23 protein-coding genes and 1 tRNA gene are annotated in these 21447 nt (G+C 63.8%); 16 read left to right on the top strand and 8 right to left on the bottom strand.

The genetic code is table 11. From position 1 onward, the window contains the following. Nucleotides 1–58 precede the first annotated feature (58 nt). Genes ACQEU1_RS04190 through ACQEU1_RS04175 form a run of 4 tightly spaced genes read left to right on the top strand, consistent with a single transcriptional unit; the run spans nucleotide 59 to nucleotide 3388 of the window. Complete coding sequence (locus tag ACQEU1_RS04190; RefSeq protein ID WP_433196389.1) at nucleotides 59–943, top strand: ABC transporter ATP-binding protein; 885 nt, start codon at nucleotides 59–61, stop codon at nucleotides 941–943. Then, entirely contained in the window at nucleotides 940–1647 is a 708-nt protein-coding gene (locus ACQEU1_RS04185; protein ID WP_433196387.1) for an ABC transporter permease, read from the top strand. Before ACQEU1_RS04190 ends, ACQEU1_RS04185 begins: the two co-directional genes overlap by 4 nt. Then, the gene (locus ACQEU1_RS04180; RefSeq protein ID WP_433196385.1) at nucleotides 1620–2786 is read left to right on the top strand and encodes a sensor histidine kinase; all 1167 of its coding nucleotides are present in this window, start codon (nucleotides 1620–1622) and stop codon (nucleotides 2784–2786) included. Before ACQEU1_RS04185 ends, ACQEU1_RS04180 begins: the two co-directional genes overlap by 28 nt. Next, on the top strand, nucleotides 2783–3388 hold the full coding sequence (locus tag ACQEU1_RS04175) for a response regulator (RefSeq protein WP_433196383.1): 606 nt from the start codon (nucleotides 2783–2785) through the stop codon (nucleotides 3386–3388). The genes ACQEU1_RS04180 and ACQEU1_RS04175 overlap by 4 nt, the downstream gene beginning before the upstream one ends. On the opposite strand, the gene ACQEU1_RS04170 is transcribed toward ACQEU1_RS04175, so the two are convergent. Next, entirely contained in the window at nucleotides 3385–4311 is a 927-nt protein-coding gene (locus ACQEU1_RS04170) for a squalene cyclase (RefSeq protein ID WP_433196381.1), read from the bottom strand. The genes ACQEU1_RS04175 and ACQEU1_RS04170 overlap by 4 nt on opposite strands. Nucleotides 4312–4442: 131 nt before the next feature. Here ACQEU1_RS04170 and ACQEU1_RS04165 point away from each other — a divergent pair. Then, nucleotides 4443–4528 (top strand) — tRNA-Leu (locus ACQEU1_RS04165). Here ACQEU1_RS04165 and ACQEU1_RS04160 read toward each other — a convergent pair. From ACQEU1_RS04160 to ACQEU1_RS04140, 5 genes are all read right to left on the bottom strand, one after another. Continuing rightward, on the bottom strand, nucleotides 4507–6255 hold the full coding sequence (locus ACQEU1_RS04160) for a recombinase family protein (protein WP_433196379.1): 1749 nt from the start codon (nucleotides 6253–6255) through the stop codon (nucleotides 4507–4509). The genes ACQEU1_RS04165 and ACQEU1_RS04160 overlap by 22 nt on opposite strands. 150 nt (nucleotides 6256–6405) lie before the next feature. Next, a complete protein-coding gene (locus ACQEU1_RS04155) occupies nucleotides 6406–8484 on the bottom strand; it encodes a cell division protein FtsK (RefSeq protein WP_433196377.1) in 2079 nt (692 codons plus the stop codon). Then, nucleotides 8481–9074, bottom strand: a complete 594-nt coding sequence (locus ACQEU1_RS04150; RefSeq protein WP_433196375.1) for a hypothetical protein — start codon at nucleotides 9072–9074, stop codon at nucleotides 8481–8483. Before ACQEU1_RS04150 ends, ACQEU1_RS04155 begins: the two co-directional genes overlap by 4 nt. Beyond that, nucleotides 9071–9244 (bottom strand): hypothetical protein, encoded by a 174-nt coding sequence (locus ACQEU1_RS04145; RefSeq protein WP_433196373.1) that lies wholly within the window; start codon nucleotides 9242–9244, stop codon nucleotides 9071–9073. The genes ACQEU1_RS04150 and ACQEU1_RS04145 overlap by 4 nt, the downstream gene beginning before the upstream one ends. 155 nt (nucleotides 9245–9399) lie before the next feature. After that, entirely contained in the window at nucleotides 9400–9738 is a 339-nt protein-coding gene (locus ACQEU1_RS04140; protein ID WP_433196371.1) for a WhiB family transcriptional regulator, read from the bottom strand. 348 nt (nucleotides 9739–10086) lie between these two features. On the opposite strand from ACQEU1_RS04140, the gene ACQEU1_RS04135 reads away from it, so the two are divergent. The 3 genes from ACQEU1_RS04135 (at nucleotide 10087) to ACQEU1_RS04125 (ending at nucleotide 12511) form a co-directional block, all read left to right on the top strand. After that, entirely contained in the window at nucleotides 10087–10470 is a 384-nt protein-coding gene (locus ACQEU1_RS04135) for a helix-turn-helix domain-containing protein (RefSeq protein WP_253325605.1), read from the top strand. A gap of 128 nt (nucleotides 10471–10598) precedes the next feature. Continuing rightward, a complete protein-coding gene (locus ACQEU1_RS04130; RefSeq protein ID WP_433196369.1) occupies nucleotides 10599–12164 on the top strand; it encodes a transcriptional regulator in 1566 nt (521 codons plus the stop codon). Continuing rightward, complete coding sequence (locus ACQEU1_RS04125) at nucleotides 12161–12511, top strand: signal peptidase I (protein WP_433196367.1); 351 nt, start codon at nucleotides 12161–12163, stop codon at nucleotides 12509–12511. The genes ACQEU1_RS04130 and ACQEU1_RS04125 overlap by 4 nt, the downstream gene beginning before the upstream one ends. On the opposite strand, the gene ACQEU1_RS04120 is transcribed toward ACQEU1_RS04125, so the two are convergent. Next, complete coding sequence (locus ACQEU1_RS04120) at nucleotides 12500–14050, bottom strand: transcriptional regulator (protein WP_433196365.1); 1551 nt, start codon at nucleotides 14048–14050, stop codon at nucleotides 12500–12502. The genes ACQEU1_RS04125 and ACQEU1_RS04120 overlap by 12 nt on opposite strands. Nucleotides 14051–14255: 205 nt before the next feature. On the opposite strand from ACQEU1_RS04120, the gene ACQEU1_RS04115 reads away from it, so the two are divergent. The 8 genes from ACQEU1_RS04115 (at nucleotide 14256) to ACQEU1_RS04080 (ending at nucleotide 20315) form a co-directional block, all read left to right on the top strand. Beyond that, nucleotides 14256–14441 carry a hypothetical protein gene (locus ACQEU1_RS04115; protein ID WP_433196363.1) on the top strand — a complete coding sequence of 62 codons (186 nt, stop codon included), beginning with the start codon at nucleotides 14256–14258 and terminating at the stop codon, nucleotides 14439–14441. Next, on the top strand, nucleotides 14438–14566 hold the full coding sequence (locus tag ACQEU1_RS04110; protein ID WP_433196361.1) for a hypothetical protein: 129 nt from the start codon (nucleotides 14438–14440) through the stop codon (nucleotides 14564–14566). Before ACQEU1_RS04115 ends, ACQEU1_RS04110 begins: the two co-directional genes overlap by 4 nt. A gap of 75 nt (nucleotides 14567–14641) precedes the next feature. Further along, on the top strand, nucleotides 14642–15520 hold the full coding sequence (locus tag ACQEU1_RS04105) for a helix-turn-helix domain-containing protein (RefSeq protein WP_433196359.1): 879 nt from the start codon (nucleotides 14642–14644) through the stop codon (nucleotides 15518–15520). A 112-nt stretch (nucleotides 15521–15632) separates the two neighbouring features. After that, a complete protein-coding gene (locus tag ACQEU1_RS04100) occupies nucleotides 15633–16505 on the top strand; it encodes a DUF5753 domain-containing protein (protein ID WP_433196357.1) in 873 nt (290 codons plus the stop codon). A 228-nt stretch (nucleotides 16506–16733) separates the two neighbouring features. After that, nucleotides 16734–17222 carry a hypothetical protein gene (locus ACQEU1_RS04095; RefSeq protein WP_433196355.1) on the top strand — a complete coding sequence of 163 codons (489 nt, stop codon included), beginning with the start codon at nucleotides 16734–16736 and terminating at the stop codon, nucleotides 17220–17222. A gap of 120 nt (nucleotides 17223–17342) precedes the next feature. Beyond that, entirely contained in the window at nucleotides 17343–18296 is a 954-nt protein-coding gene (locus tag ACQEU1_RS04090) for an ABC-three component system protein (protein WP_433196353.1), read from the top strand. Then, nucleotides 18283–18522, top strand: a complete 240-nt coding sequence (locus ACQEU1_RS04085; RefSeq protein ID WP_433196351.1) for an ABC-three component system middle component 8 — start codon at nucleotides 18283–18285, stop codon at nucleotides 18520–18522. Before ACQEU1_RS04090 ends, ACQEU1_RS04085 begins: the two co-directional genes overlap by 14 nt. Before the next feature lie 71 nt (nucleotides 18523–18593). Next, nucleotides 18594–20315 (top strand): DUF2326 domain-containing protein, encoded by a 1722-nt coding sequence (locus ACQEU1_RS04080; protein WP_433196349.1) that lies wholly within the window; start codon nucleotides 18594–18596, stop codon nucleotides 20313–20315. A 94-nt stretch (nucleotides 20316–20409) separates the two neighbouring features. Here ACQEU1_RS04080 and ACQEU1_RS04075 read toward each other — a convergent pair whose 3' ends face one another. Further along, nucleotides 20410–21192, bottom strand: coding sequence for a Shedu anti-phage system protein SduA domain-containing protein (locus ACQEU1_RS04075; RefSeq protein ID WP_433196347.1), 783 nt, complete (start codon nucleotides 21190–21192; stop codon nucleotides 20410–20412). Nucleotides 21193–21447 lie beyond the last annotated feature (255 nt).

Genomic DNA, 21447 nt, shown 5'->3' with positions numbered 1-21447 from the left:
GGGCATTTGATGTGGGACCGCACTGCCGATTCCCGGTGTTTCCCGAGATCGTGGGCTCATGACAGCGATCGAGGTGCGGGGGCTGACCCGCCGGTACAGCGGAGGATTCGAAGCTGTCCGGGGCGTCTCATTTGAGGTCGAGCGGGGCGAGATGTTCGCGTTGCTCGGCACGAACGGTGCGGGGAAGACCTCGACGGTGGAGGTGGTGGAAGGGCTCTCACGTCCGGCGGAGGGGACCGTGCGCGTGCTGGGCCACGACCCGTTCGCGGAGCGCGCGGCCGTGCGCCCGCGGATGGGCGTCATGCTGCAGGAGGGCGGGTTTCCGCCTGATCTGACCGTGTCCGAGGCGGCGCGGATGTGGGCGGGGACGCTGACGTCGCCGCGGCCGGTCGACGAGGCGTTGTCGATGGTCGACCTCGCGCACCGGGCGTCGGTGCGGGTGAAGCAGCTGTCCGGGGGTGAGCGGCGCCGGCTCGATCTCGCGCTGGCGTTGCTCGGAAAACCCGAGGTGCTGTTCCTCGACGAACCGACCACCGGACTCGATCCGGAAAGCCGCCGGAACACTTGGGAACTGATTCGTGCCCTTTTGCGCGAAGGCGTGACCGTTCTGTTGACAACGCATTATCTGGAGGAGGCGCAGGCGTTGGCCGACCGGCTGGCGATCATGCACCGCGGCCGGATCGTGGCGCAGGGAACGGTCTCGGAAGTGGTGGACGCGTACCCGTCCCGCATTTCTTTCGTAGCGCCGGCGGGGGTGACGCTGCCGTTCGTGGTCGACGCCGAGTCGTCGGGCCGGGTGACGCTGCGGACCAACTCGCTGCAGTCGTCGCTGCACGAGCTGCTGGCGTGGGCACATGTGAACGACGTGGAACTGTCCGGTCTGGACGCCCGTTCGGCGTCGCTGGAAGAGGCGTTCCTGGCGATCGCGGAGGAGGCGGCATGAGGGCCGTTGCTGTGGGGCAGGCCGAGCTGAAGTTGTTCTGGCGCAACCGGACCGCGCTGTTCAACTCGTTGCTGATGCCGTTGCTGCTGGTGCCGGTGCTGATCTCGGTGAACGCCTCTGGCGTGCCGCTGGTGGTCGGCCTCGTCGGGTTCGCGCTGCTGATGGCGGTCTACTACAACCTCGTGACCACGTTCGTGGCCCGGCGCGAGGAGCTCGTGCTGAAGCGCCTGCGGGTCGGCGAGCTGACCGACCCGGAGATCCTGGTCGGCGCCGCGCTGCCGTCCGTCGTGATCTCCCTGGGCCAGATGGTGCTGTACTGCGTCGTGGTCGCCGTGATCACCGGCGTCGACCTGCCGTCCCGCCCGTGGTTCCTGCTGCTCGGCGTGCTGGGCGGTGTCGCGGTCTTCGTGCTGCTGGCCGCCGCGTCGTCCGCGTTCACCCGCACCGTGGAGATGGCGCAGGTGACGTCGCTGCCGATCCTGATGGCGTGCCTCTTCGGCTCCGGGATGATGTTCCCGCTCTCGGCTCTGCCGGACGTGCTCGCCAAGGTCCTGCAGTACCTCCCGCTGACCCCGGTGCTGCAGTTGCTGAACGCCGCGTGGGCCGACGGCCCGGTGGTCAAGCCGCTGACCGTGCTGGCGGTGTGGATCGTGCTCGGCACCTACGCTGTGCGGAAGTGGTTCAGGTGGGACCCGCGGAGGTGAACTTGCTCGGCTGGTGGCGCAGGCGTGGCAACGCGGCGCGGTTCGACCTGTTCGTCCGCTACACGTTCTACCTCTCGTACGTCTTCCTGCCGCCACTGCTGCTGATCAGCTTCGCCAACGAGGTCAGCACCGTCGCCGTGATCGTCCTGGTCGCGACGGTGCTGGCCTACACGGTCGTGAGCGTCCGCCTGGTCCACCTGGGACTCGAGTTCAACCTCGGCCGCACCGAACTCCCCCGCCGCCTGCTGGTCGCGCACCTGGTCGTCACCGGCGTGATCCTCGTGGCGGGCCAGGTCGCGTACCCGGACCCGTTGCCCGGCAAGCCCGACAGCCCGGGCGACGGCATCTCGGTGATCTTCCTGGTCCTCGCGATCACCACGTACTCCGCCGTCCTGCGCCCCCGCACCCTGGTCCTGGTGGCCCTGGCCGGCGGCGCCTGGATGTTGCTCACCGCACCTCCTGGCCACGCCCTCTTCCTGTCGCTGATGCTCCAGTTCCTGGTGGCCGCGTTCCGCTCCACGCTCTGGATGCTCAAGATCGTCTGGGAACTCGACCGCTCCCGCGAGGTCCGCGCCAACCTGGCCGTGGCCGAAGAACGCCTCCGCTTCGCCCGAGACCTCCACGACGTGGTGGGCCGCAACCTCTCCGCCGTCGCTCTCAAGGCAGACCTGGCGGCCCAACTGGCCCGCCGCGACCGTTCCACCGCGGCCATCGACGAGATGCTGGAGGTCCGCCAGATCGCCCAGGACTCCCTGGACGAGCTGAGGGCCGTCGTGAGCGGCTACCGCACCGCGGACCTGACCGTGGAACTGGCAGGCGCCCGTTCCCTCCTGGCCTCGGCCGGCATCGACTGCCGCGTGATCGGCGACGTCACGTTCGCCGGCGAACCGGCAGGCGCCCTGGGCTGGGCGGTCCGCGAAGGCGTGACCAACGTCCTGCGCCACAGCGAGGCCACAACCTGCACCATCACGCTCCGAGGCAAGGTCCTGACCATGTCCAACGACGGCGCGTCGCCCTCCCCGTTCCGCTTCGGCAGCGGCCTGACGGGCCTCCACGAACGAGTAGCGGCCCTGGGCGGCTCGGTCACCGCCACCCCGGAACCCCCGAACCGCTTCGTCCTGACCGTGGAGCTCCCATGATCCGCATCCTCCTGGCCGACGACGAACACCTGATCCGGGGCGCGATGGCCGCCCTGCTGTCCCTGGAGGACGACCTGGAGGTGGTGGCCCAAGCCGCCACCGGCAAAGAAGCCCTGGCCACAGCCCGAGTGGTCCGCCCGGACGTGGCCGTGATCGACCTGCAGATGCCAGACCTGGACGGCGTCTCGGTAGCCCAGTCCCTCGCCACCGAACTCCCCACCTGCGGCACCATGATCGTCACCAGCCACGGCCGCCCAGGCCACCTGAAACGAGCACTGGCAGCAGGAGTACGAGGTTTCCTCCCGAAAACCGTCTCCTCAGACGTCCTGGCCACCGTCGTCCGCACCGTCCACACAGGCGGCCGCTACGTGGACCCGGCCCTGGCCGCGGAAGCCATCAGCGCAGGCGACAGCCCACTCACCCCACGCGAAGCAGACGTACTGGAGCTGGCGCTGGAAGGCGCTCCCATCGACGAAATAGCCCGCCGCGCGTCCCTCTCCCCAGGCACGGTCCGCAACTACCTGAGCTCAGCCGTGGGCAAAACCGGCGCCGCCAACCGCCACGAGGCAGCCCGCTTCGCCAGAGCCAAGGGCTGGATCTAGCTCCCCCACCACCCCAACACCCGCAACGCGAAGAACGTCAACCACTTGGACGGCTCCCCAGCCTCCACGTCAACCTCGAACCACACCTCCCCAGGATGCCGCCCGAACTGCAGCCAGGTCCCGTCGTCCTGCCGAGCAGCCCGCACAACCGACACGGCCTTCTCCATCCGAGGATCCTTCCGCCCAACACCCCGGAAGTAGTCCAACGCGTTCAACACGCTGTACCCCCACCGAAACGGCGACCGGAACTCACCGACGAAGTCCCCCACCACCTCCCCGGTGGACAACCGCCGTATCAACCCCCGCTCGAGCAGGTACTCCTCCCCACGCTCCCGAGCACCCTTCACCGCGTCCGTCCCACCGGTGGCAACCTCGTACGCCCACAACCCTTTCAACGAGTTGAGCGTCGAGTGAAACGAGGACCGAACAGACCCCTCGACCCACTCGCAGTTCCACCCACCATCCCCAAGCTGATGGTCGACGAACCACTGCGCGATCCCGTCAACAGGAGCCCCAAGCCACACCCCGTTGGCCAACGTCCACGAGTTGATGCAGCAGTCAACCTCCCCCTCCCAGTAGGCCCGCCCCTCGTACTCCCACCGAGCGTTGGCCGCCAACAACCCAACGGTCCCCTCAAGCCGCGAGGCCTCAACCCCCCACTCCCGCAAGGACGTCAACGACCACGTAGTGGCCGTCCAAGGCTGCCCAACCCCCACCCCGTCAAAGCCGGCAGGAAAGAAGGCCCCACCAGCCCACATCCCGTCCTCCCCCTGCAAGGCAAGCAACCGAGCCCCAAACCCCTCAACCCCCACCAGCGCACGAGTAGCCCGCCAAACCCCCTCAGGCGCCAACACAAGATCCCGCTCAACCTGCCACCGCAAGGCAGGGTCAGAGCCCAACAACCACCCAGTCAGCTCCCGCATGCCAGGACCCTAACCAACCCACAAGCCCCCAACCAGCACAAACACAGCACCAGCCCCCCGATTTTGGCACGCGCTGACGATCATGTAACCTATCCACACACCACGGCGCGAGCCGAGGCACAACTAAACAAGTCCGGGTGGCGGAATGGCAGACGCGCTAGCTTGAGGTGCTAGTCCCCGAAAGGGGGTGGGGGTTCAAGTCCCCCCTCGGACACCAGCGTTATTCACCCCCACGGGGTTGATGGAAACATCAGCAACGTGGGGGTTTTGCTTGTACCGAACTTGCAGGTCTATCGCTTCGTACAGCTCTTCCAGTCTCGTCGGCGCGCTGCCTCTCAACGCCGCGCTGACATCTCCTATCAGGTCGATCGCTGCGTAGATCTCGGCAACGTCCACCTCCACCGGTGCTGGGACGTTGTCCAGGGCCGCGCGTGACGCGAGCCGCTCGGCCTGAGCCTCGTTGATCGCCTCGACCAGCGCCGCAGGATCCACACCGGCCATGATGGCGTTCTGGAACCTGGTCAACTTGGCTTCCGCCTCAGCGAGTCGTTTCTTCGCCGCGTCACGACCGATCTGGATCACCGGCTCTTGCGAATCCATCAACGCTGCGACCGTCCGATCACGGTTCTTCCGATCGAAGACGTGCCCGAGCCAGCCGTTCACCGCGTCTTGAAGAGCGTCCTCTCTCAAATAGACCGCTCCGGGATGCGACGTGAGCACGGGAGATCCCGGAGCCAGCGTGCGAGCAGGACACCGGTAATACATAGCTTTCTTTCGCGGGCTGCCTTCCATCTTCCGCCCGCAGATGTCGCACCGGATGCGTCCGCGGAACAGGTAGCGGTGTTTCATCGCACGCCCGGACCGCTCCGCCTTCCGCGCGCTCCGCAAGCTGCCCTTCGACTTCCGCATGAGCTGAGCGGCCGTGAAGTCCTCAATCTCCACGATCTTCGGATGCGCCGGATTACGCGACCTGACGACTCGATCCGGACTGGCCTTCCTGAACCGCACCACGTGACCAGCCGACACGTCATCGGGATCGAGCAGCGTCTCGAACTTCGTAGAGCGACCAAAGAACGCATAGCCGGTGTAACGGGGGTTCTCCACGATCGCCCGCACGGTGCTGCCCTGCCAGCCGTCGCCAAGCCGATGCTTGTTTTGATCCGGTCGCCGCGCTGACGGGCACAAGATCCGGTCACGGTTGAGCCCGTTGGCAATGGCCCGGTCACCCATTCCGCTCAAGTACTCGGCAAAGATGCGCTGAACAACCCAAGCGGACTCGTCATCGATCGCGAGCACCCGCAGCCGGTACCCCTCCGCCGACTTGCGCGGATTCGGATGCGGCCCGCCGTCCACCGTCACGTACCCGTACGGCGCTCGACCGCCCTGGTGCCGTCCTTCGTTGAGCACCTGCGTGTCCATCGCTGCCCGAACACGGGCTTGCACGTGCTGACGCTCTGACTCGCTCATGCCACCGAGCACGCTCATCAGCATCTTGTGCGACGGGTTGCGCGGGTCGTACTTCCCACCCAACTCCGGCACCCACAGATCGACCCCGTACGCCTCGAACCGCGGAGCGATCAACGAGAACTGGTTACCGAACCAGCACCTCGTCCCCTCCCCCACGACAACGGCGTTCCAACCGCGGTGAGGGTTCTTCAGCGCAGCCAGCAGCCGTGACGCCTCGTCTCGACGCTCCCACGGCACCGACCGCGACTTCCCGATATCGAAGTACTCCTCAACGATCCGGCCACCCAACGGCCCAACGAACTTCTCCGCGTTGCCGAACTGCCAGCCGCGCGACGTCGCCGGGTCCTGGTTGTCCTCCGTCGAACACCGGCCGTACCCCGCGAGCGGACCGATACCGTCATCGAGGACTTCGCTGACCTCGATCCCCCACAGGTCGTCGAGCGTCGCCCACGGGTCCCGGCTGATTTCAACAGTCATCGCACCGCCCTTCCGGAAGCCCGTTCAGGGCCTCCGCCTCGCTCAGCTCGAACAGGATATCTAGCAGTATGCGGCTTACTCTCCTGGTGAGGACAGGTAGCTCCGCCGGAAGGTTGACCTTCAGCTCTCCAAGTTCCTGATCGTCACCGGTCATAGCCGGTCCACGTTCGGTAGCGCCGACGAGCCGATTTCAACAATCGCAGCTCGGATGTCCGCCGTCAGGTAGCCCCTGACCCTCCGCGTGCCCTCGTCTTCCTGCACGTACTGCCTCGTTGGCCGGCATCCGAGGTCGCCCATGTCCTTCCCGAACGTCGTGGGCTCGACCTCCAGCGCCTCGACCAGCTCGGCCGTGGGCACGAACTCGCGCTCGTCCAGCTCGTCACCGAGGTAGTCCACAACCGCGGACAAAGGCTCTGGCAGTTCGATCTCGTCGCGACTCGGCCCGCCGAGCTCCTCCGCGACCTCCGCGCGATGGAGCAACGGCGCGTCCTGCCCGGCAGCCTGGCCGGTCAGGGTGCCTTCGACTTCCCGGAGCGCCCGGCCTCGTTCACAGATCGCCCGCCAGTCCTCGTTGGGCATGTAGAACGTCCGCACAGTCAGCGCGAGCACATCAGCCCCGGCTTGCGTCTCTCCGTCTGGCCGCAGGATGCCGACGCCCTTGTGCGACGGGAGCAGCCTGCTGCTGTCATACCCACGGGTGTTCATCTGCTCCCCGAGGACGATGTTGCTGTCCCGCCAGTCCATAACCCGCAACGCGAACCGCGACCCGAGCACCGCCCGCAACTTCGACGGAATCGTGTTGCTGTCCGGGCGTTGCGTCGCGAGCACCAGGACCAGCCCAGCCGCCGGAGCCTTCTTGGCGAGCCACGTCAGCAGCTCGCCGATCTGCTCCCCTGCCGTGAGCTTCTTCCCCTGCACCACAACGGGAGTTCGATCCTCCAGTGCAATGTGGACCTCATCAACAACCAACGCCGTGATCGGCATGTCCAGCGACGGATCACGCGACATAGCCGGCGTCACCTTCGACTCGGGACACGTCACGTCATCCAGATCCTGCATCCGCCGATAGCGCCGCTGGACGTCCGCGACCAACTCAACGAGCCAGTCCAGGAACTCCAGCACGTGCTCACTGTCGTCACCGGCCATGAACCGATGCGCGACCTGCTCCGCGGCCTGCCAGTCCTTCCCGTTCTTGAAGTCGGCGACGTACAACCGTGCGTACGGATCGAGGATCAGCCCGGCCGCAGCCAGCCGCTCAGCCATCGTCTTACCCTGCCGCGGAATCGCACCGATGAGCACGGACGTCCACACGAGAGGCAAGTCGATCCGCCGTCCACGTGCATCGGTGCCGAAGGGCACCGGGCGCCACGCGTCCCACCGCTCGACCGCGAGCAACGGTGTCCCGATCGGCGGTGAGGCGTATGGGTCCTCGTCGGCTACCCAAATCGCCACCCGACCAGCGTGACCTCCGTTGCCGCGCACCCGTTCCACACTCAGCTGGATCTCGTCCACCGCGAGCGCCGATGCCAGGTCCTCCCGGTGCTTCACGACGTCAGCAGCCTTGCGCGTGGCCGGAAGATCCACTGTGATCGCCCACCCGGCGCCCTGCCGAGATGCACGCTCGACCAGCCGCAGTGACTCGTCCTTGCCGATGAGCTTCGCGTCCCGGAACGCGTCGACCAGGACCTGAGAGTCCATCGTCCAAGTGAGCGTTCGCGGCCCGGCGAGTACTGACTTCCGTCCTGGTGATCCGTCCTTCGCCCGCCCCACGATTGCCAGCGCCGCCGCACCAACGGTTCCAACGCTCCACAGCACGAGGTCTCCGTAGAGCAGCCACGCCACCGTCATCGCCGCGCCGCCAGCGAGCAACACGGTCCCGGTGACCTTCCACCGGAACAGCGTCAGAGCACGGATCTCAACGAACTTGTCCGCCAACTTCTCCGACTGCTCGGCAGCGTCGCGGTAGTCCCGCACCCGAACCCAATTCCGCCAGCTGCGCGCCGCGAGCACCAGGCCTCGACCGACAGCGCTCGCACACCGAAGCGGAGCCCGAAGCACCCAAGCAAGCGCGTCCTTCGCGGCAAGCTTCAACGCCTCCCGAGACTTCAGCGCCGGAGGCACCACCCGCGAGTAGCGCCAAGTCATCTCGATCCGCTGGACGAGCGCCGCACGCTCGTCAACCAACTCCCCTTCCAACACCCGCTCGGCAGGAACCAGTTCGCCGTTCACGACTGGTCTCCGTTCAACGCGGCCGCCAGCTTCGAAGACAGCCCGCGCGAGCACCCGGTGACCTCACGGACCCATGCCGGCGAGACCTTGGCGCTCGACTTCCGCGCCTTCCGAGCCACCGCCAGGTACTCCGCGAAGGATGTCCGCGGACCGGGTGCCACGGCCTCCGCCGTGGCACCCGCAGCAGTCCCAAGCTTGTCCCGGAGATCCGTCACAGCCTCAGCAGCGACGAACACAACGAGCGGCGGCACGGAATGCAGCACCACGAGCGCTGCGGACCCGGCCACGAACGCACTCCAGGTGTTCATGACGTACGTGGCCCCGAGCGTGAACCATTTCGCAGCTCGCACCCATCCACCGAGCCGCACTCCGTGCCGAGCCGTCACCTGCTCGGCACGGAGTATCGCCAGCAGCACCAACGACACCATCGGGTCCAACAACCACGCCGCAAACCAGGCGAGCGACCACACGGCCGCGCCAGCCGCAGCGAACTGCTGAACGTTCGTCATCGTGAACGCGAGCCCGAGCAGAATCCCGGTCCAGCACAACCGGTCCACCTGCACAGCAACCCGCTCGATCGGCTCGCTCATTTCCGGTCACCACCACGGCCACGAGGCTCGTACGTGGTCACCGTGAGCGCCTTCGTCAACGTGTACGACGCGAGCAACGCCGGCACTCCGAGCACCGCGAACAACAACCAGCCGTTCGCGCCGTGCGTGACGACCACCCACTGAACGATGACGATCAGCACGGCGTTCACGACAACTCGCCCGCCAAGCGACATGAGCCGAACGCCCGTCCGAGCCGCGTTGGCCGCCGCCTTCGCCCGACGAGAACCAGCCCGCCAGACCAACACCAGAACCAAGAGCACACTGACCGCGGCCAGCACCTGAGTGGGCGTGACGCTGATGGCGTTCATGAACGCGGCCCCCTCTCGGCCCGTTCACCGCGTTGGAGCCAGTGCTGGTGGACCTCGCGCCGCTCGTCTTCCGGCAGCGCTCCCCACACCCCGACCGTGTCAGCGCCAGCGGTGCGCAACTCCAGTTCCAGGCACTCGTCGCGTACGGGGCACCCGGCGCACTGTCGTTCAGCCAGCTCGCGATCGGTCAGTTCCTCCTCCGCCCACGGCGGTTCGTCCGTGAACGCCCACATGCACAGTCCGTCGCTCTGAACGACGTCGGTCAACTCATCGGTCGGCACCCATCGCAGGTGGTCCAGCGACCAGGCGATTCCGACCAGCCGCAGATCAGTCACGGAGCACCCCCGGCTCCGAGAGCACTCGCCGCAACGAGCTGCCGGAGACGACGAGACGTCCGTACTGACGCTCAGCGGTCAGGAGCCCGAGCCGGATCGCCCGAAACACGAGTCCCTGGCTGATACCGAGCACCCAAGCGGTCTCGCGGATGGTGTGAACAGAAGACACAGAAGTACGCATAGGAATAGGCCCTTCAAAGAATGAGCTGATGATTTCAGCTCTATGTAGCTGATTTCAGCGCGCACGAAGGCGCGTTTGTTCGCGCACAGCGCCGAATGCGCCGTGTCGCGTCACCGAAGAACGAAAAGCGGCTAATCTCAGCGCTGAGGCGGAGCGCGGAGGAATACGTGTCGGAGGATTGGGCGGCAGTCGCCAGAGCGATCAACGAGCGCGTGAACGAGCTCGGCTGGCGTCAACGGGAGCTCGCGGAGCGTTCGAACGTCTCGCAAGCCATCGTCCGCGAGATCCAGCACCACACGGTGGAACGCAGGCGGGGCCCGCGAACGCTGGAATCCTTGTCTACAGCCATGGGCTGGCACCCGCTGCACCTCGACGCCGTCCTTCACGGCCGCCGCCCGCCAGAGCGAGACGAGCCGATCACGGACCCCGGCGACTCGCTTTGGTCGCGTTTGGACAGTGTCGAACAGCGTCTGATCGACATCACCGAACGCCTCGACGACCTGAAGTCCGATCTCGCATCCGTGGCGAAGCAAGTTCGCGAGAACCGGTAGCGCGGTGCGTTTCTGCTGGTTGAGTGCCCTGATTTCCATGCACCAATTCCAGCGCGCGACGCCGTGCAAACCCATGCATGAGCGATGCATGTTCAATGCAAGTTCAGCGCTCCGGGGGTAGCGCAAACATGAGCGTGGACTGGACCGGCGAAACGGCAAGTGCCCTGCAACACGCAATGAGACTCACCCACGAAGCGTTCGCCGAGCACCTGGGCATCGGCGTTCGCACAGTCGCCTCCTGGCACCAGAAGCCGGACACGAAGCCCCGCGCGGACATCAAGAGCATCCTCGACACCGCGCTGGAGCAGGCCCCGGACGACGTCAAAGCCCGCTTCGCCAAGCTGATCAGCGGCGGCCCGCTCGACCTCCCGACAGGCGCAGCCGAAGACGCCGAACTACGACTCACCGCGGACGCAACGATCGTCGCCGCTCTGAACTGGCTCGACGCCCATACCGGCTGGGACCCCGGCACCGCGCGCCGCGAGGTAGCCGCTCGGCTCGCAGCGCTCGACATCCGTGACTTGCAAGACCGCGGCGTGCGGCGCGGCAGGCTGAACCAACGCGACACAGTCCGCGCGCTGGCGGACTTCTACGGCACCACAACCACCGGCCACGGCCGCTACACCGCCACGTTCGGCCAGGACACCACGGCGTCAACGACGGTGCTGACCCACCCAGACTGGCTCGACCTCGACTGCCCGCTGTTCCCGAAGCACGACAAGCTGAAGCTCTCCGGCGTAACCCCGTCAGACAACGTCACCATTGGCCAGGCGAACGCAGACCGCGCCACACAACGACTCGCCGAATCCCTTGCCCTCGGACACCGCATCGTGAACATGCCGCTGTTCCGGCTGCTCGACGTGGACATGCGGAAGCACCAGATCGCCGGCACCGTGGGCATCAGCGACTTCGTCGGCTACGTCGTAACGATGGACTTGCTCGAAGGTGAGCTGATCGACGCGCTCACCGCAGGCAAGCCGGCAGACGCCAGTTCGCTCCCCATCCGCAACGCCTACATGCCGAACCTCTCGGCCGTGCTGAACGTCGGCGAGCGCCTTTGCGCAGGCGGAGCCCTCGCTCTGACCGCCATCGCCCGCCCAGCGGACGCGTTCCGCAGCGAACCGGACTTCGTGCTGCTGGTCCAGGAACGCTCAGGTCACGTGATCAACGCCGCGCGCCGCCTGGCCGTGATCCCCAAGGGCTTCCACCAGCCGCTCACCGACGTCCGCGCTGACACGCAGGTGGGCGCCACCCTCCGCCGCGAGATGGAGGAAGAACTGTTCGACCGCATCGACGTCGACAACACGCTGACCGAGCAGCGCCACGCGGACCCAATGCACCCAAGTCGGCTGTCCGAGCCGATGCGGTGGCTCCTGGCCGAACCCGGCCGCCTCCGCATGGAGTGCACAGGCTTCGGCCTCAACCTCGTGAGCGGCAACTTCGAGTTCGCCAGCCTGATCGTCATCGAGGACGAGGAGTTCTGGAACCGCTTCGGCGGCGAAGTCCAGGCGAACTGGGAAACGTCCCGCCTGCACCAGTACTCCAGCCACGACAGGGAGCTGCTGGACGAACTCGTGAACGATGTAACTTGGAGCAACGAAGGGCTGTTCGCCCTTCTGCAGGGCCTGCGCCGCCTCCGCGAGATCGGCGGCGACCGCGTAGACCTGCCCAAGATCGAATGGGAGATCAGGTGACCGTGAACTGGCAAGCCGGAAACGCCGCGGACGACAGCACGGAGACCCGCGGCTGGCTGGTCGGACACTTCATCGACCCGTCGATCGGCGTCCGCTCCCAAAAGGACGTTGAGGTCAAGTGGGGAACCCACCCCGCTGGCGACAAGCGTCCGGAGTGGACCGCAGACGACCAGCGCACGACGCTAGTTGTGTTGGTGGAAGGCAACTTCCGCGTAGACACCACGGACGGCAGCAAGACCATGAGCCGTCAGGGCGACTACATCATGTGGGGCCCTGGCGTCGACCACTCGTGGGAGGCACTCGCGAACTCCGTCGTCATGACCGTTCGCTGGCCGTCACAGACCTGATAGCTCGAAGTTCGGCAGGCTCACCCGCGAGCCGCCGATCTCACGCAGCCGCCGAAGTCCTTGGAGCAACGCGAACAACCCTTCGTTGCTCCAAGCCTCCTGTTGCACCAGGTCCGTGATGAGTTCGCCGTCCAGGCTTGAGTACAACGCCAGCCCGGCTGCCTCCCAGTTCGCCTCAAGCTGCCCGCCGAACCGCGGCCAGAACTCCTCGTCCTCGATCACGACGAGGGTCGCGAACTCGTAGTTGCCGCTTACGAGGTTCAGTCCGAACCCGGTGCACTCCATCCGCAACCGGCCCGGCTCGTCCTCCAGCCACCGCATCGGCGCCGACCAGCGACCGGGGTGCATCGGAGCTGCCGCCCGCGTTGTCACTTCGCTGGTGTCCACGTCGCTTCGGCCGAACAACTCCTCTTCGAGCTCGCGGCGGAGCGTGGCGCCGATGCGTACGTCAGCACGGTGATCAGTGAGTGGCTGGTGAAAGCCCTTCGGGATGACCGCCAGCTTTCCGGCGGCGTTTACCACCTGGTCCGACCGCGTCTGCACGATCAGGGCGTAATCCGCGGCACCGCGGAACGGGTCTCCTGGCCTTGCAATCGCCACAAGCGACAGAACGCCGCCCGCACTGACGCGCCCGGCCAAGTCAAGCACCGCGTCTAGATCCGGCAAGTACTTGTCCCGCAAAGGATTCAACGTGCCAGTGCCGCTCGTCGCCGTATCTGCCAGCTCCGCTTCGAGCAGGTCCATCGTCAGTGCGTACTCGACGAACCACCCCACATCGACAGCCCCGCCGATGCCCTGCCTGGTGACGTCGATCTCCGCCAGTCGATACAGCGGCAAGTTCGCGAACCGCACACCGAGCGCCGCAGCCGCTACAAGCCGCTCAACGGCTGCCTGCGCGCATCCGTCGTCCATCGCGAGTGCGGCCGCGGTTCGTTGAACGAGCTCCAGCCGGTCGTGATCCGCGTCGAGCGACAACCTCAGGTCAATCCATTCGGGCTTGGTGAACACGCTGGTCCGGACGTCCAGGCCTGGACTGCGGACGCCGAACGTGCGAGGGGTTCCGTAGTACCGCCCGACCGCATCGACGACCTGACGTCGACCAGCCCTGCCGCGCCGCGCGCGGTCGTTCTGGAGATCCCTGACGTCAGTGGTCCTCAGCCCGGCGCCGACCTTCGCGAGCGTCGCACCTGGCCGCCAGCCAGCCGAGCTGTCAAGCCACTCGAACGCACCCACTAGGCCAGGTTCAATGGGAACGCCAGCCGCGACCCTCGCAACGCTGCGCTCCATCGGCGGGGACAGCAACTCGTCAACCGGCGAGCCGAGCATGCTCTCCAGCAGCCGGGCAGTACTCGCCTTCACCTGGCCGAGAGTCTCGCCGGCCGACCGTCGACCAGCGACAAGCCGCTGAAGGTGCCGGAGTCCGAGCGTGCCGGGCTCCCGATGCTCGCGCGCGTACAGCTCGGCTTCCTGGACAAACTCCTCCAGCGTCAGCCGGCGTTCCCATATCCGCTGCTCAAGCACGGTGCGAAACGTCCGCATCGCCCCTCCTCGCTCCCCAGGTCGCAGCAGGTCGTCCCATGTCACCCGCGGGCCGTACCGCTGATCGAGCGCTGATGAAATCTTGATTTCAGTCTGACATGCCTGCTCGGCAGCCGTCAGACCGTCCGGTGACGTGAGGACTCCGCGTCCGCCTCAGACACGTCACCGGACACCTCAAGCACATGGCGACCAGGAAGGAGCCGCGATGACCACTCTCGCGGCAAACGCGCAGCTCTGCGTCTGCGGGCTTTCGACCGTCCTCGTGCTGATCATCAGCGTCGTCATCGCAGTCACGTACGGCGAATTGCTCGCTCGTTCCGCCGTTAAGCGCGCTCTCCCACGCGAGGGCAGCCACCGCGCTCCGGCCGTTCCGCGCGGGCACGAGCCATGATCGCGATCACGGTCATTCTCGGCTTCATCGCCGCAGGAACATGGACCTGGATCATCGGCGACCACTTCGATTGGTGGCAGCGAGCAGCCGCGCATCGCCGCTACCGACACCACAGCAGCCGCTGAGTTTGGGGCGCGTGAAGCCCTACAGCAGGCACTCGAAGGCGTTCGAGTTCTTCGAGCTGACGCAAGGAACTAGTGATGCCAAAGAGGATGTCTACCGCGCGTGGCCGGGAGTTCGGTGCTGGCGTTCGAGCAGCCATCGCAGGTGCGGGCCTGACCTCGCGCGGGCTCGCCGAAATCGTGGACTGGGATGAAGCGAAGCTCTCGAATGTCGTGAACGGCAAGGGCGGGGCCAGTCAGCTCGAAGTTGCCGCACTGCTGGGCATCTGCCGAGTTGGTGCCGCCGAACGTGCCCACGTGCTGTCGCTGTACCCGGAGACTGAGATTAAGGGCTGGTGGCAGCAGCACGGCACGTGTGCGCCGATCGAGCTTCGTACGTTCGTCGAAAACCTAGCCGCGGCCGAGTCGCTGACGAGCTGGCACACGCACATGGTGCCGCTGCTTCTTCAGACGGTCAACTACATGCGTGAGGTGCTACTCGCATCCGCTACGGTGCCGGAGGCCGAGCTGCAAGTTCGACTGAAGGCGCAGCTTGCGATGCAAGAGTCGCTTCGCGGCGGCAAGACGTGCACCTTCTTCATCCACGAGTTGGCATTGCACCTGCAAGTCGGTGGTGCCGAGGTGCACGCCGGGCAGCTGCTGCACCTCCTGCTCATGGCGAAGTGGGCGAACACCACGATCCGGATCGTGCCCGCCGCACTTGGTGCGCACGCCGGCCTTGCCGGGCCGTTCACCCAGCTGACCTTTGCGAAGTACGAATCGCTGGTGTGGGTGGATACCGAGAACTCCAGCCTGCTCGCTGAGTCGACGGATGCGATCACGGGCTACGAGAAGGTCATTCGCGCGCTACACGCGCAGAGCTTGGATGAGGCCGACTCCAAGAAGTTGATCGTCCGCCTGTACGACGCCTCATGTCCGGCCGAAGGTGAAGCGGCAACACGTAGAACTGTCCCTTGAGGACACAAACCGCCAGCCTCCGGATTCCGTCCTCACAACCTGGGTTGACTGGTGAAGCCGACGCGGTGCTGGTCACTGCGTCGGCTTCACCCATGTACTGAGCGAGCTGACCATGCCGAAAACCTTCAAATCCAACCTTCAGAACCGTGCGGTTGGGCGCGCGCTTGCGTTGTGGCGCAAGGAAAGCGTCTTGAGCCTGGCGGAGGCAGGCGAACGCGTTGGCTGGTCGCCGGCCAAGACGTCGATGATGCAGAACGCGCTGGTCCCGATCGTTGACACTGATGTTGTCGCGCTCGCCCTGGTGTACAAGGTCAGCGGCGAGCAGCGGGCGCCGGTCGTACTGGGGGCACAGCGCGCACGCGACCCCCTGAGGTTCGATCTGCTGACCGGCGACGCATCGTCCTGTGTCGGCTGGACGTATGCCGAAGTGGAGGCCGAAGCGAGCTGCGCGCGGGTGGTCGCGCTGGACGTGCTGCCCCCACTCGTCCGGACACCGGAGTATGAGGCCGCGCTCCGCGGCGCTCAGGTGGAGGCAGTGTCCGAGCAGGACCACCGCCACTACAGCGACGCGCACCGCCAACGAGCGACGCAGCACCTCAGCAAGGGGCCATCGCTGCGGCTGGATCTCGTCGTGGGTGAAGCGGTCCTGCGGCGGCCGATTGGGGGCGCGCCGGTGATGGCAGATCAGTTGTTGCGGCTAGCTGCATTTGCAGAGCTTCCCGGTGTGCGGATGTGGCTTGTGCCCGACGAAGTGGGCGCGTTCTCGGGGATGACGTCGTTCACCCTGCTGTCCTTCCGACAGGACGAGTTCGAGGACGTGGTGTACCTCGACACCCTGCACGCCGGGACGTGGCTGGAGGAAGAACGCGAACGGCGGCCGTACGCGGAGACGTTCGAGCGGCTGACCAACGTGGTGCGCCCCGCCGGGGACACCTCTGCCCGGTTGATTGAGGCCGCTCAGTTGCTGAAGGACAGCGCGGACTGACCGGACATGCGTTTCGTGACCCGTTTCGTGACGCATCCTGTTACGCTCGCTCGTGCGTCACGAAACTAGTCACGAATCGGATGGTGTGTCGTGAAGTGCACGGGATGCGGGCAACCCTTGGCGGCAGGGTCGAACCGTGGGCGACCAGCCCGCTATCACAACGCGGCGTGTCGACAGCGCGCCCACCGCGCCCGTGTTGCCACTCGACACGGAGATGTTCTGGCGGCCGTGGCCGCTGTCGAGGCGGCGGCTGCCGAGGTACGTCACGCCGTACTGGCGGATAGTGACGCGAGCCACGCCGCTCAGCGGCTCGCGCGTGCCGCTGCCGAACTCGCCCGACTCGCGCCAGCCGCTCCCGCTGCCGAGACGGACCAGCCACCCGTCACGAAACCTGTCACGGAAGACAGGCCGCGAACGAGCCGCGCGAAGCGACCGGCCCCACTGGATCTGGATACCGTCCGACTCGAACGTTCGTCGGACCCGACACGAACGGGCTGGCGGGTCTTGGCAGGGCAGGCGGACGCGCCGATCCTGTTGGGGTTCCTCGAACCGATGCTGTCAGTGACAGGGCGACGTAGTAGCCGCTGGGAGGCGCAGACCTCCAGCATGACGCGCGTGCATGGTGGCCCCTGGCGAAACCGGATCGACGCTCTTGCGCGGCTGGTGGACGACTACCAGCAGGCCGCGTCGCGCCTACAGCGGCGCACGATCACGTAGTGGCCGGTCGGTCAGCCGTGGGCGGTCCCTGTCCCGAACAGGGCACTGCACGGCACGACACGGTGTCGCAACCCACCTCAACTGCGTTCACAACGGCACAGCCGTCAGTAGGATCGCAGGATGGGCTACGCCTACGAAGATCTCGATGACAGCCAGTTTGAACGACTTGTCGTCGAGTGCGCACGCAAGCTCTTCGGTATCGGTGTCCAGTCCTTCGCGGCGGGCGTCGATGGCGGCCGCGACGCTCGCTTCGAGGGCACAGCGGAACGGTTCCCTAGCACCGCGGAACCGTGGACCGGGCTCACAATTGTTCAAGCGAAGCATACAAACGCCACAAACGTTCACTACAGCGACAGTGAATTCAGCGGCACAGCTAAATCAAGCACGCTGAGCGAAGAAGTTATTCGCATCAAAAAGCTCGTTGACGCCGGCGAGGTCGACAACTACATACTCTTCGCCAACAGGCGATTGGGCGCAGTTACTCATGAAAAAGTAAAGAAGCAGATAGCGGCAGAGTCCGGACTCGATCCGAAGAAAGTATTTCTTGCTGGTACCGAATATCTCGAAGACCTACTACACAGATTTCCGGATCTCGTCCTACTTGCCAGGATAGACCCGATCGACGGTCCGCTTCTAGCATCAAGCAAAGACCTGGCCGAGGTGATTATCGCAATCGCAAGGGAGTTTAATCTCCCGTTGCTCGACAATGATGCGCCTGTGGTCGATCGGGTTACGTATGCGAAGAAGAATGAGTTGAACAACATGTCAACTGCGTTCGCAAAGACCTTAAGTGACAGGTATCTTCCATACACCTCGCAGATAGGACGCTTTCTGGCGAATCCAGCCAATGTTGAGCTCCGCGAGCTCTACGAGAGCGCAGTAGAGGATTTCCAGCTCAAGATCGTTGCACATCGAAGTGAGTTTCAGTCATTCGACAAGGTCTTCAACTATCTTATCGACCTACTGATTCACCGAGACGTTGTCCTTTCCCGAAACAAGAGACTGCTGCGCGCAATGCTGTTCTACATGTACTGGCACTGCGACATCGGGGAGACCGAAGATGCTTCTTCCTAATAAGCACTCTCACCCGGACGAGACGGTGCTTGCGGCCGCCACCCTGTTACTTAGATCGTTGCGTCGCAAGCGCGCCGTCCGATATGACGAGCTAAAGGAAGTTCTTAACCGCAAATCGGGATCCGCCGACTATCTATTTACACCAGCAATCAGCCTTTTGTATCTACTCGACCTTGTGGACTACAAAAGAACGGTTGACACCTTCGAATACACGGGTCAATTGTGAAACTCCGCAGGCTTTACAGCAATAAACCGGCGGTTTTCGAGCCACTGGTATTCAACGACTCCCTATCAGTCGTGCTTGCTGAGATCCGCGTTCCTGCCAACAAGCTGCTCGATACCCACAATTTGGGCAAGACCACTGTCGGTGAGCTGCTTGACTTCTGCCTACTCAAGGGAAAAAGTAACTCGTTTTTCCTCTTTAAGCACGAGCAGCAGTTCAAAGAGTTCGCTTTCTACCTAGAAGTTGAGCTCCGAGACGGCTCATTCTTGACCATCGGCCGTGATGTTGATCCCGGCACGAAGATCGATTTTCTGCAAAGCGACTCCTCCATCCCCGACGTGACAGAAGCTAAACCAGAAGACTGGGATCACCTGGGCCTTTCGTTTGATCGCGCCCGCTTGCTACTTGATGGATACCTTCAGCTTGAGGCACTGAAACCCTGGGGATTCCGCAAGCTGGTCGGATATCTCATCCGATCACAAGCGGACTATCAGGATGTATTTCAGCTCAATAAGTTCTCGGGCAAGCATCAAGACTGGAAGCCCTTCGTCGCGCATCTTCTCGGTATGGACTCCCAGCCCGTGATTAGCTTGTACGACAAACGCGAGCAATTGGCACGTGCAACTGCACATCTCAGTTCCGTCAACCAGGAATGGGGAAGTGAGGCAGCAGACCCGACTGTTCTCGACGGACTCATCTCAGTGAAGCGGCGCGACATAGCAGCACGTCAAGAAGCGCTTGATACGCTTGACTTCACAGATGACGATAGTCGCGTGACCACAGAAGTTGTTGAGGATGTTGAAGCTCGCATCGCAGGGCTTAACGAAGAAAAATACCGCCTATCACAACTTCTATCGAGGATCGCGAACTCACTGGAGGAGGAGCGGGTAATCTTTCGACCGTCAGACGCCGAGAAGCTATTCACTGAAGCCGGCGTGACGCTCGGAAATCAGATCAAGCGTACCTACGAGCAACTCCTTGCCTTTAACCGTGCGATTACACAAGAACGACGGGAAGCCCTGGAAAAGCAGTCTGGCAATGCACGCGAACGACTAGAGTCAATCGAAGCTGAAACCAAAGATCTCAACGAAGCTCGCGCACGCTCGCTTGCCTACCTTCGAGAATCCGAGGCTCTCGCGAAATATAAAGATCTAAGTCGAGAACTTACCGTGATGCGATCTGATCTCATTGGATTGGAAAATCGCAGACAGGCGGCAGCCAGAATTGTGGAGCTACGTCGTGAAGTGCGCACTCTAGGCGAGGAACACAGCCAGCTGGTGACGACGGTAGAAGACCAGCTTGAGTCGCTTAGCCAGAACGAGGCAAGCCGATTCGGGCGGATGCGCCGGTACTTTACTGAGATCATTTTTGAAGTGCTAGGTCAAAACGCAATTCTGGCCATCAAAGTCAACCAGTCAGGCGGGATCGACTTTAGCGCTGAATTCATTGGGGATTCAGGTACTGCAACGAGCGGCGATAAGGGGACGACCTACAAGAAGCTACTCTGCATCGCGTTCGATCTTGCCTTTCTTCGAACATACCTCGACACCCCCTTCCCTCGATTCGTCTACCACGACGGTGCACTGGAACAGCTGGAGCCCCGAAAGAGAGAGAGTTTGATCAATGTGTTCCGCGCCTACGCTACGCTCGGAATTCAGCCGGTGATCTCGGTTCTCGATAGCGATGTCCCAACTCGCGCTGGGTCTAGCGACAAAGCTATCGTTGATGACGACATCATCGTTCACCTTCACGACGAAGGAGACGACGGTCGGCTATTCAAGATGGCAGCGTGGTAGGTGGCTCCTCCCAGCAAAGCTGCGTCTCGCCCAGGTCAGGCATGTCACCACAACCCATAAAGGGAGAGGTATGCGAGTATCGATACTCGATGAGTCAAGCGTCGCCCTCATCTTCTGACAGAACCGAATCAAGGAGGAGCTTTAGGCCATTAAAGAGCTCATCAAAGGTCACTACTGTCACATCTCTCAACGAGGAACGGAACAACTCAAATGAGTTTCTCCTCCCAGAGTCCATCTGCTCTCGCTCTAGATTCCCGATAATAACGTAACACGCAGGACTGGGCGCCATGACACGCCCTTCTGGTGGCTCCGCATAGTTCAGGGACATTAGATTCTCAACAAGGCGTCGCCTCGATTCCAGGACCTGAGTGCAGGCACCAACCAGCTCATCATGCGGCAGATAGACGTTGTTCCGATACGCAGGCTTTCCTGACATCAATGCCGTACCGGGCGTCTTTATTTCGATGCACGCAGAATTTCCAGGATACGTTGCCAGGAAGTCTAGGATATTACCGCCAATATTTCGGAAGCCCTTGCCGCCTACATAACACTTTCCTTTGAGCTCATATGCGCGTCCACCCAGAAGAGGAAGCAGACAGCCTGGCGTATCACTGAAGAGTTGCTGCCAAAACTCTTCCTTGTGTTCGTAATCCAGACGTTCCCACACGCTCAGCGCGACTGCCATTCCACTAACTGCTCGGGAATTTACATCAGTCGAGCGCAAAGCAGCCGATATCCCCTGCTCAACATCAGCGTAGTGTTCGTCGCGTATCCTGCGGAGCTCCTCTGCAGGATAGTCATCAACTCGACGGTCTATGAGGCGGTGATGGTTCGGACAGACCAAGATGTAGTTGTCAGGGTCGGTCGCTTCCAGCATCAGGTTGGAGTCATATCGCGCCCCGCGCCGGGTCGGAGAGTTGATGTAAGCTACTTCGAGAAGCATGAGATCGCTGTCCGCCCAGGTCCATGTTTCGCACCCTCGGAAACTACACTTTCCTCCTCCGCGGACGAACGCTAGACGCCGAGCAATCGCACCGCGCCGCTGCCTGTCACGACTCACCTGACCTGGATCACTCTCTGGGTTCATCCCGATGACTCACCAATCCTCGCTGCAGTACCACGCTGTTCACAT

Source organism: Lentzea sp. CA-135723 (assembly GCF_050936595.1).
In the GTDB taxonomy this organism is placed as follows: domain Bacteria; phylum Actinomycetota; class Actinomycetes; order Mycobacteriales; family Pseudonocardiaceae; genus Lentzea.
This window is presented reverse-complemented; position numbering and strand designations above follow the sequence as displayed.

Coding starts and splice junctions, on each gene's coding strand:
- ACQEU1_RS04190 (WP_433196389.1), top strand. CDS start 59: ATGACAGCGATCGAGGTGCGGGGGCTGACCCGCCGGTACAGCGGAGGA.
- ACQEU1_RS04185 (WP_433196387.1), top strand. CDS start 940: ATGAGGGCCGTTGCTGTGGGGCAGGCCGAGCTGAAGTTGTTCTGGCGC.
- ACQEU1_RS04175 (WP_433196383.1), top strand. CDS start 2,783: ATGATCCGCATCCTCCTGGCCGACGACGAACACCTGATCCGGGGCGCG.
- ACQEU1_RS04170 (WP_433196381.1), bottom strand. CDS start 4,311: ATGCGGGAGCTGACTGGGTGGTTGTTGGGCTCTGACCCTGCCTTGCGG.
- ACQEU1_RS04160 (WP_433196379.1), bottom strand. CDS start 6,255: ATGACTGTTGAAATCAGCCGGGACCCGTGGGCGACGCTCGACGACCTG.
- ACQEU1_RS04150 (WP_433196375.1), bottom strand. CDS start 9,074: ATGAGCGAGCCGATCGAGCGGGTTGCTGTGCAGGTGGACCGGTTGTGC.
- ACQEU1_RS04130 (WP_433196369.1), top strand. CDS start 10,599: ATGAGCGTGGACTGGACCGGCGAAACGGCAAGTGCCCTGCAACACGCA.
- ACQEU1_RS04120 (WP_433196365.1), bottom strand. CDS start 14,050: ATGCGGACGTTTCGCACCGTGCTTGAGCAGCGGATATGGGAACGCCGG.
- ACQEU1_RS04115 (WP_433196363.1), top strand. CDS start 14,256: ATGACCACTCTCGCGGCAAACGCGCAGCTCTGCGTCTGCGGGCTTTCG.
- ACQEU1_RS04110 (WP_433196361.1), top strand. CDS start 14,438: ATGATCGCGATCACGGTCATTCTCGGCTTCATCGCCGCAGGAACATGG.
- ACQEU1_RS04105 (WP_433196359.1), top strand. CDS start 14,642: ATGCCAAAGAGGATGTCTACCGCGCGTGGCCGGGAGTTCGGTGCTGGC.
- ACQEU1_RS04100 (WP_433196357.1), top strand. CDS start 15,633: ATGCCGAAAACCTTCAAATCCAACCTTCAGAACCGTGCGGTTGGGCGC.
- ACQEU1_RS04090 (WP_433196353.1), top strand. CDS start 17,343: ATGGGCTACGCCTACGAAGATCTCGATGACAGCCAGTTTGAACGACTT.
- ACQEU1_RS04085 (WP_433196351.1), top strand. CDS start 18,283: ATGCTTCTTCCTAATAAGCACTCTCACCCGGACGAGACGGTGCTTGCG.
- ACQEU1_RS04075 (WP_433196347.1), bottom strand. CDS start 21,192: ATGCTGGAAGCGACCGACCCTGACAACTACATCTTGGTCTGTCCGAAC.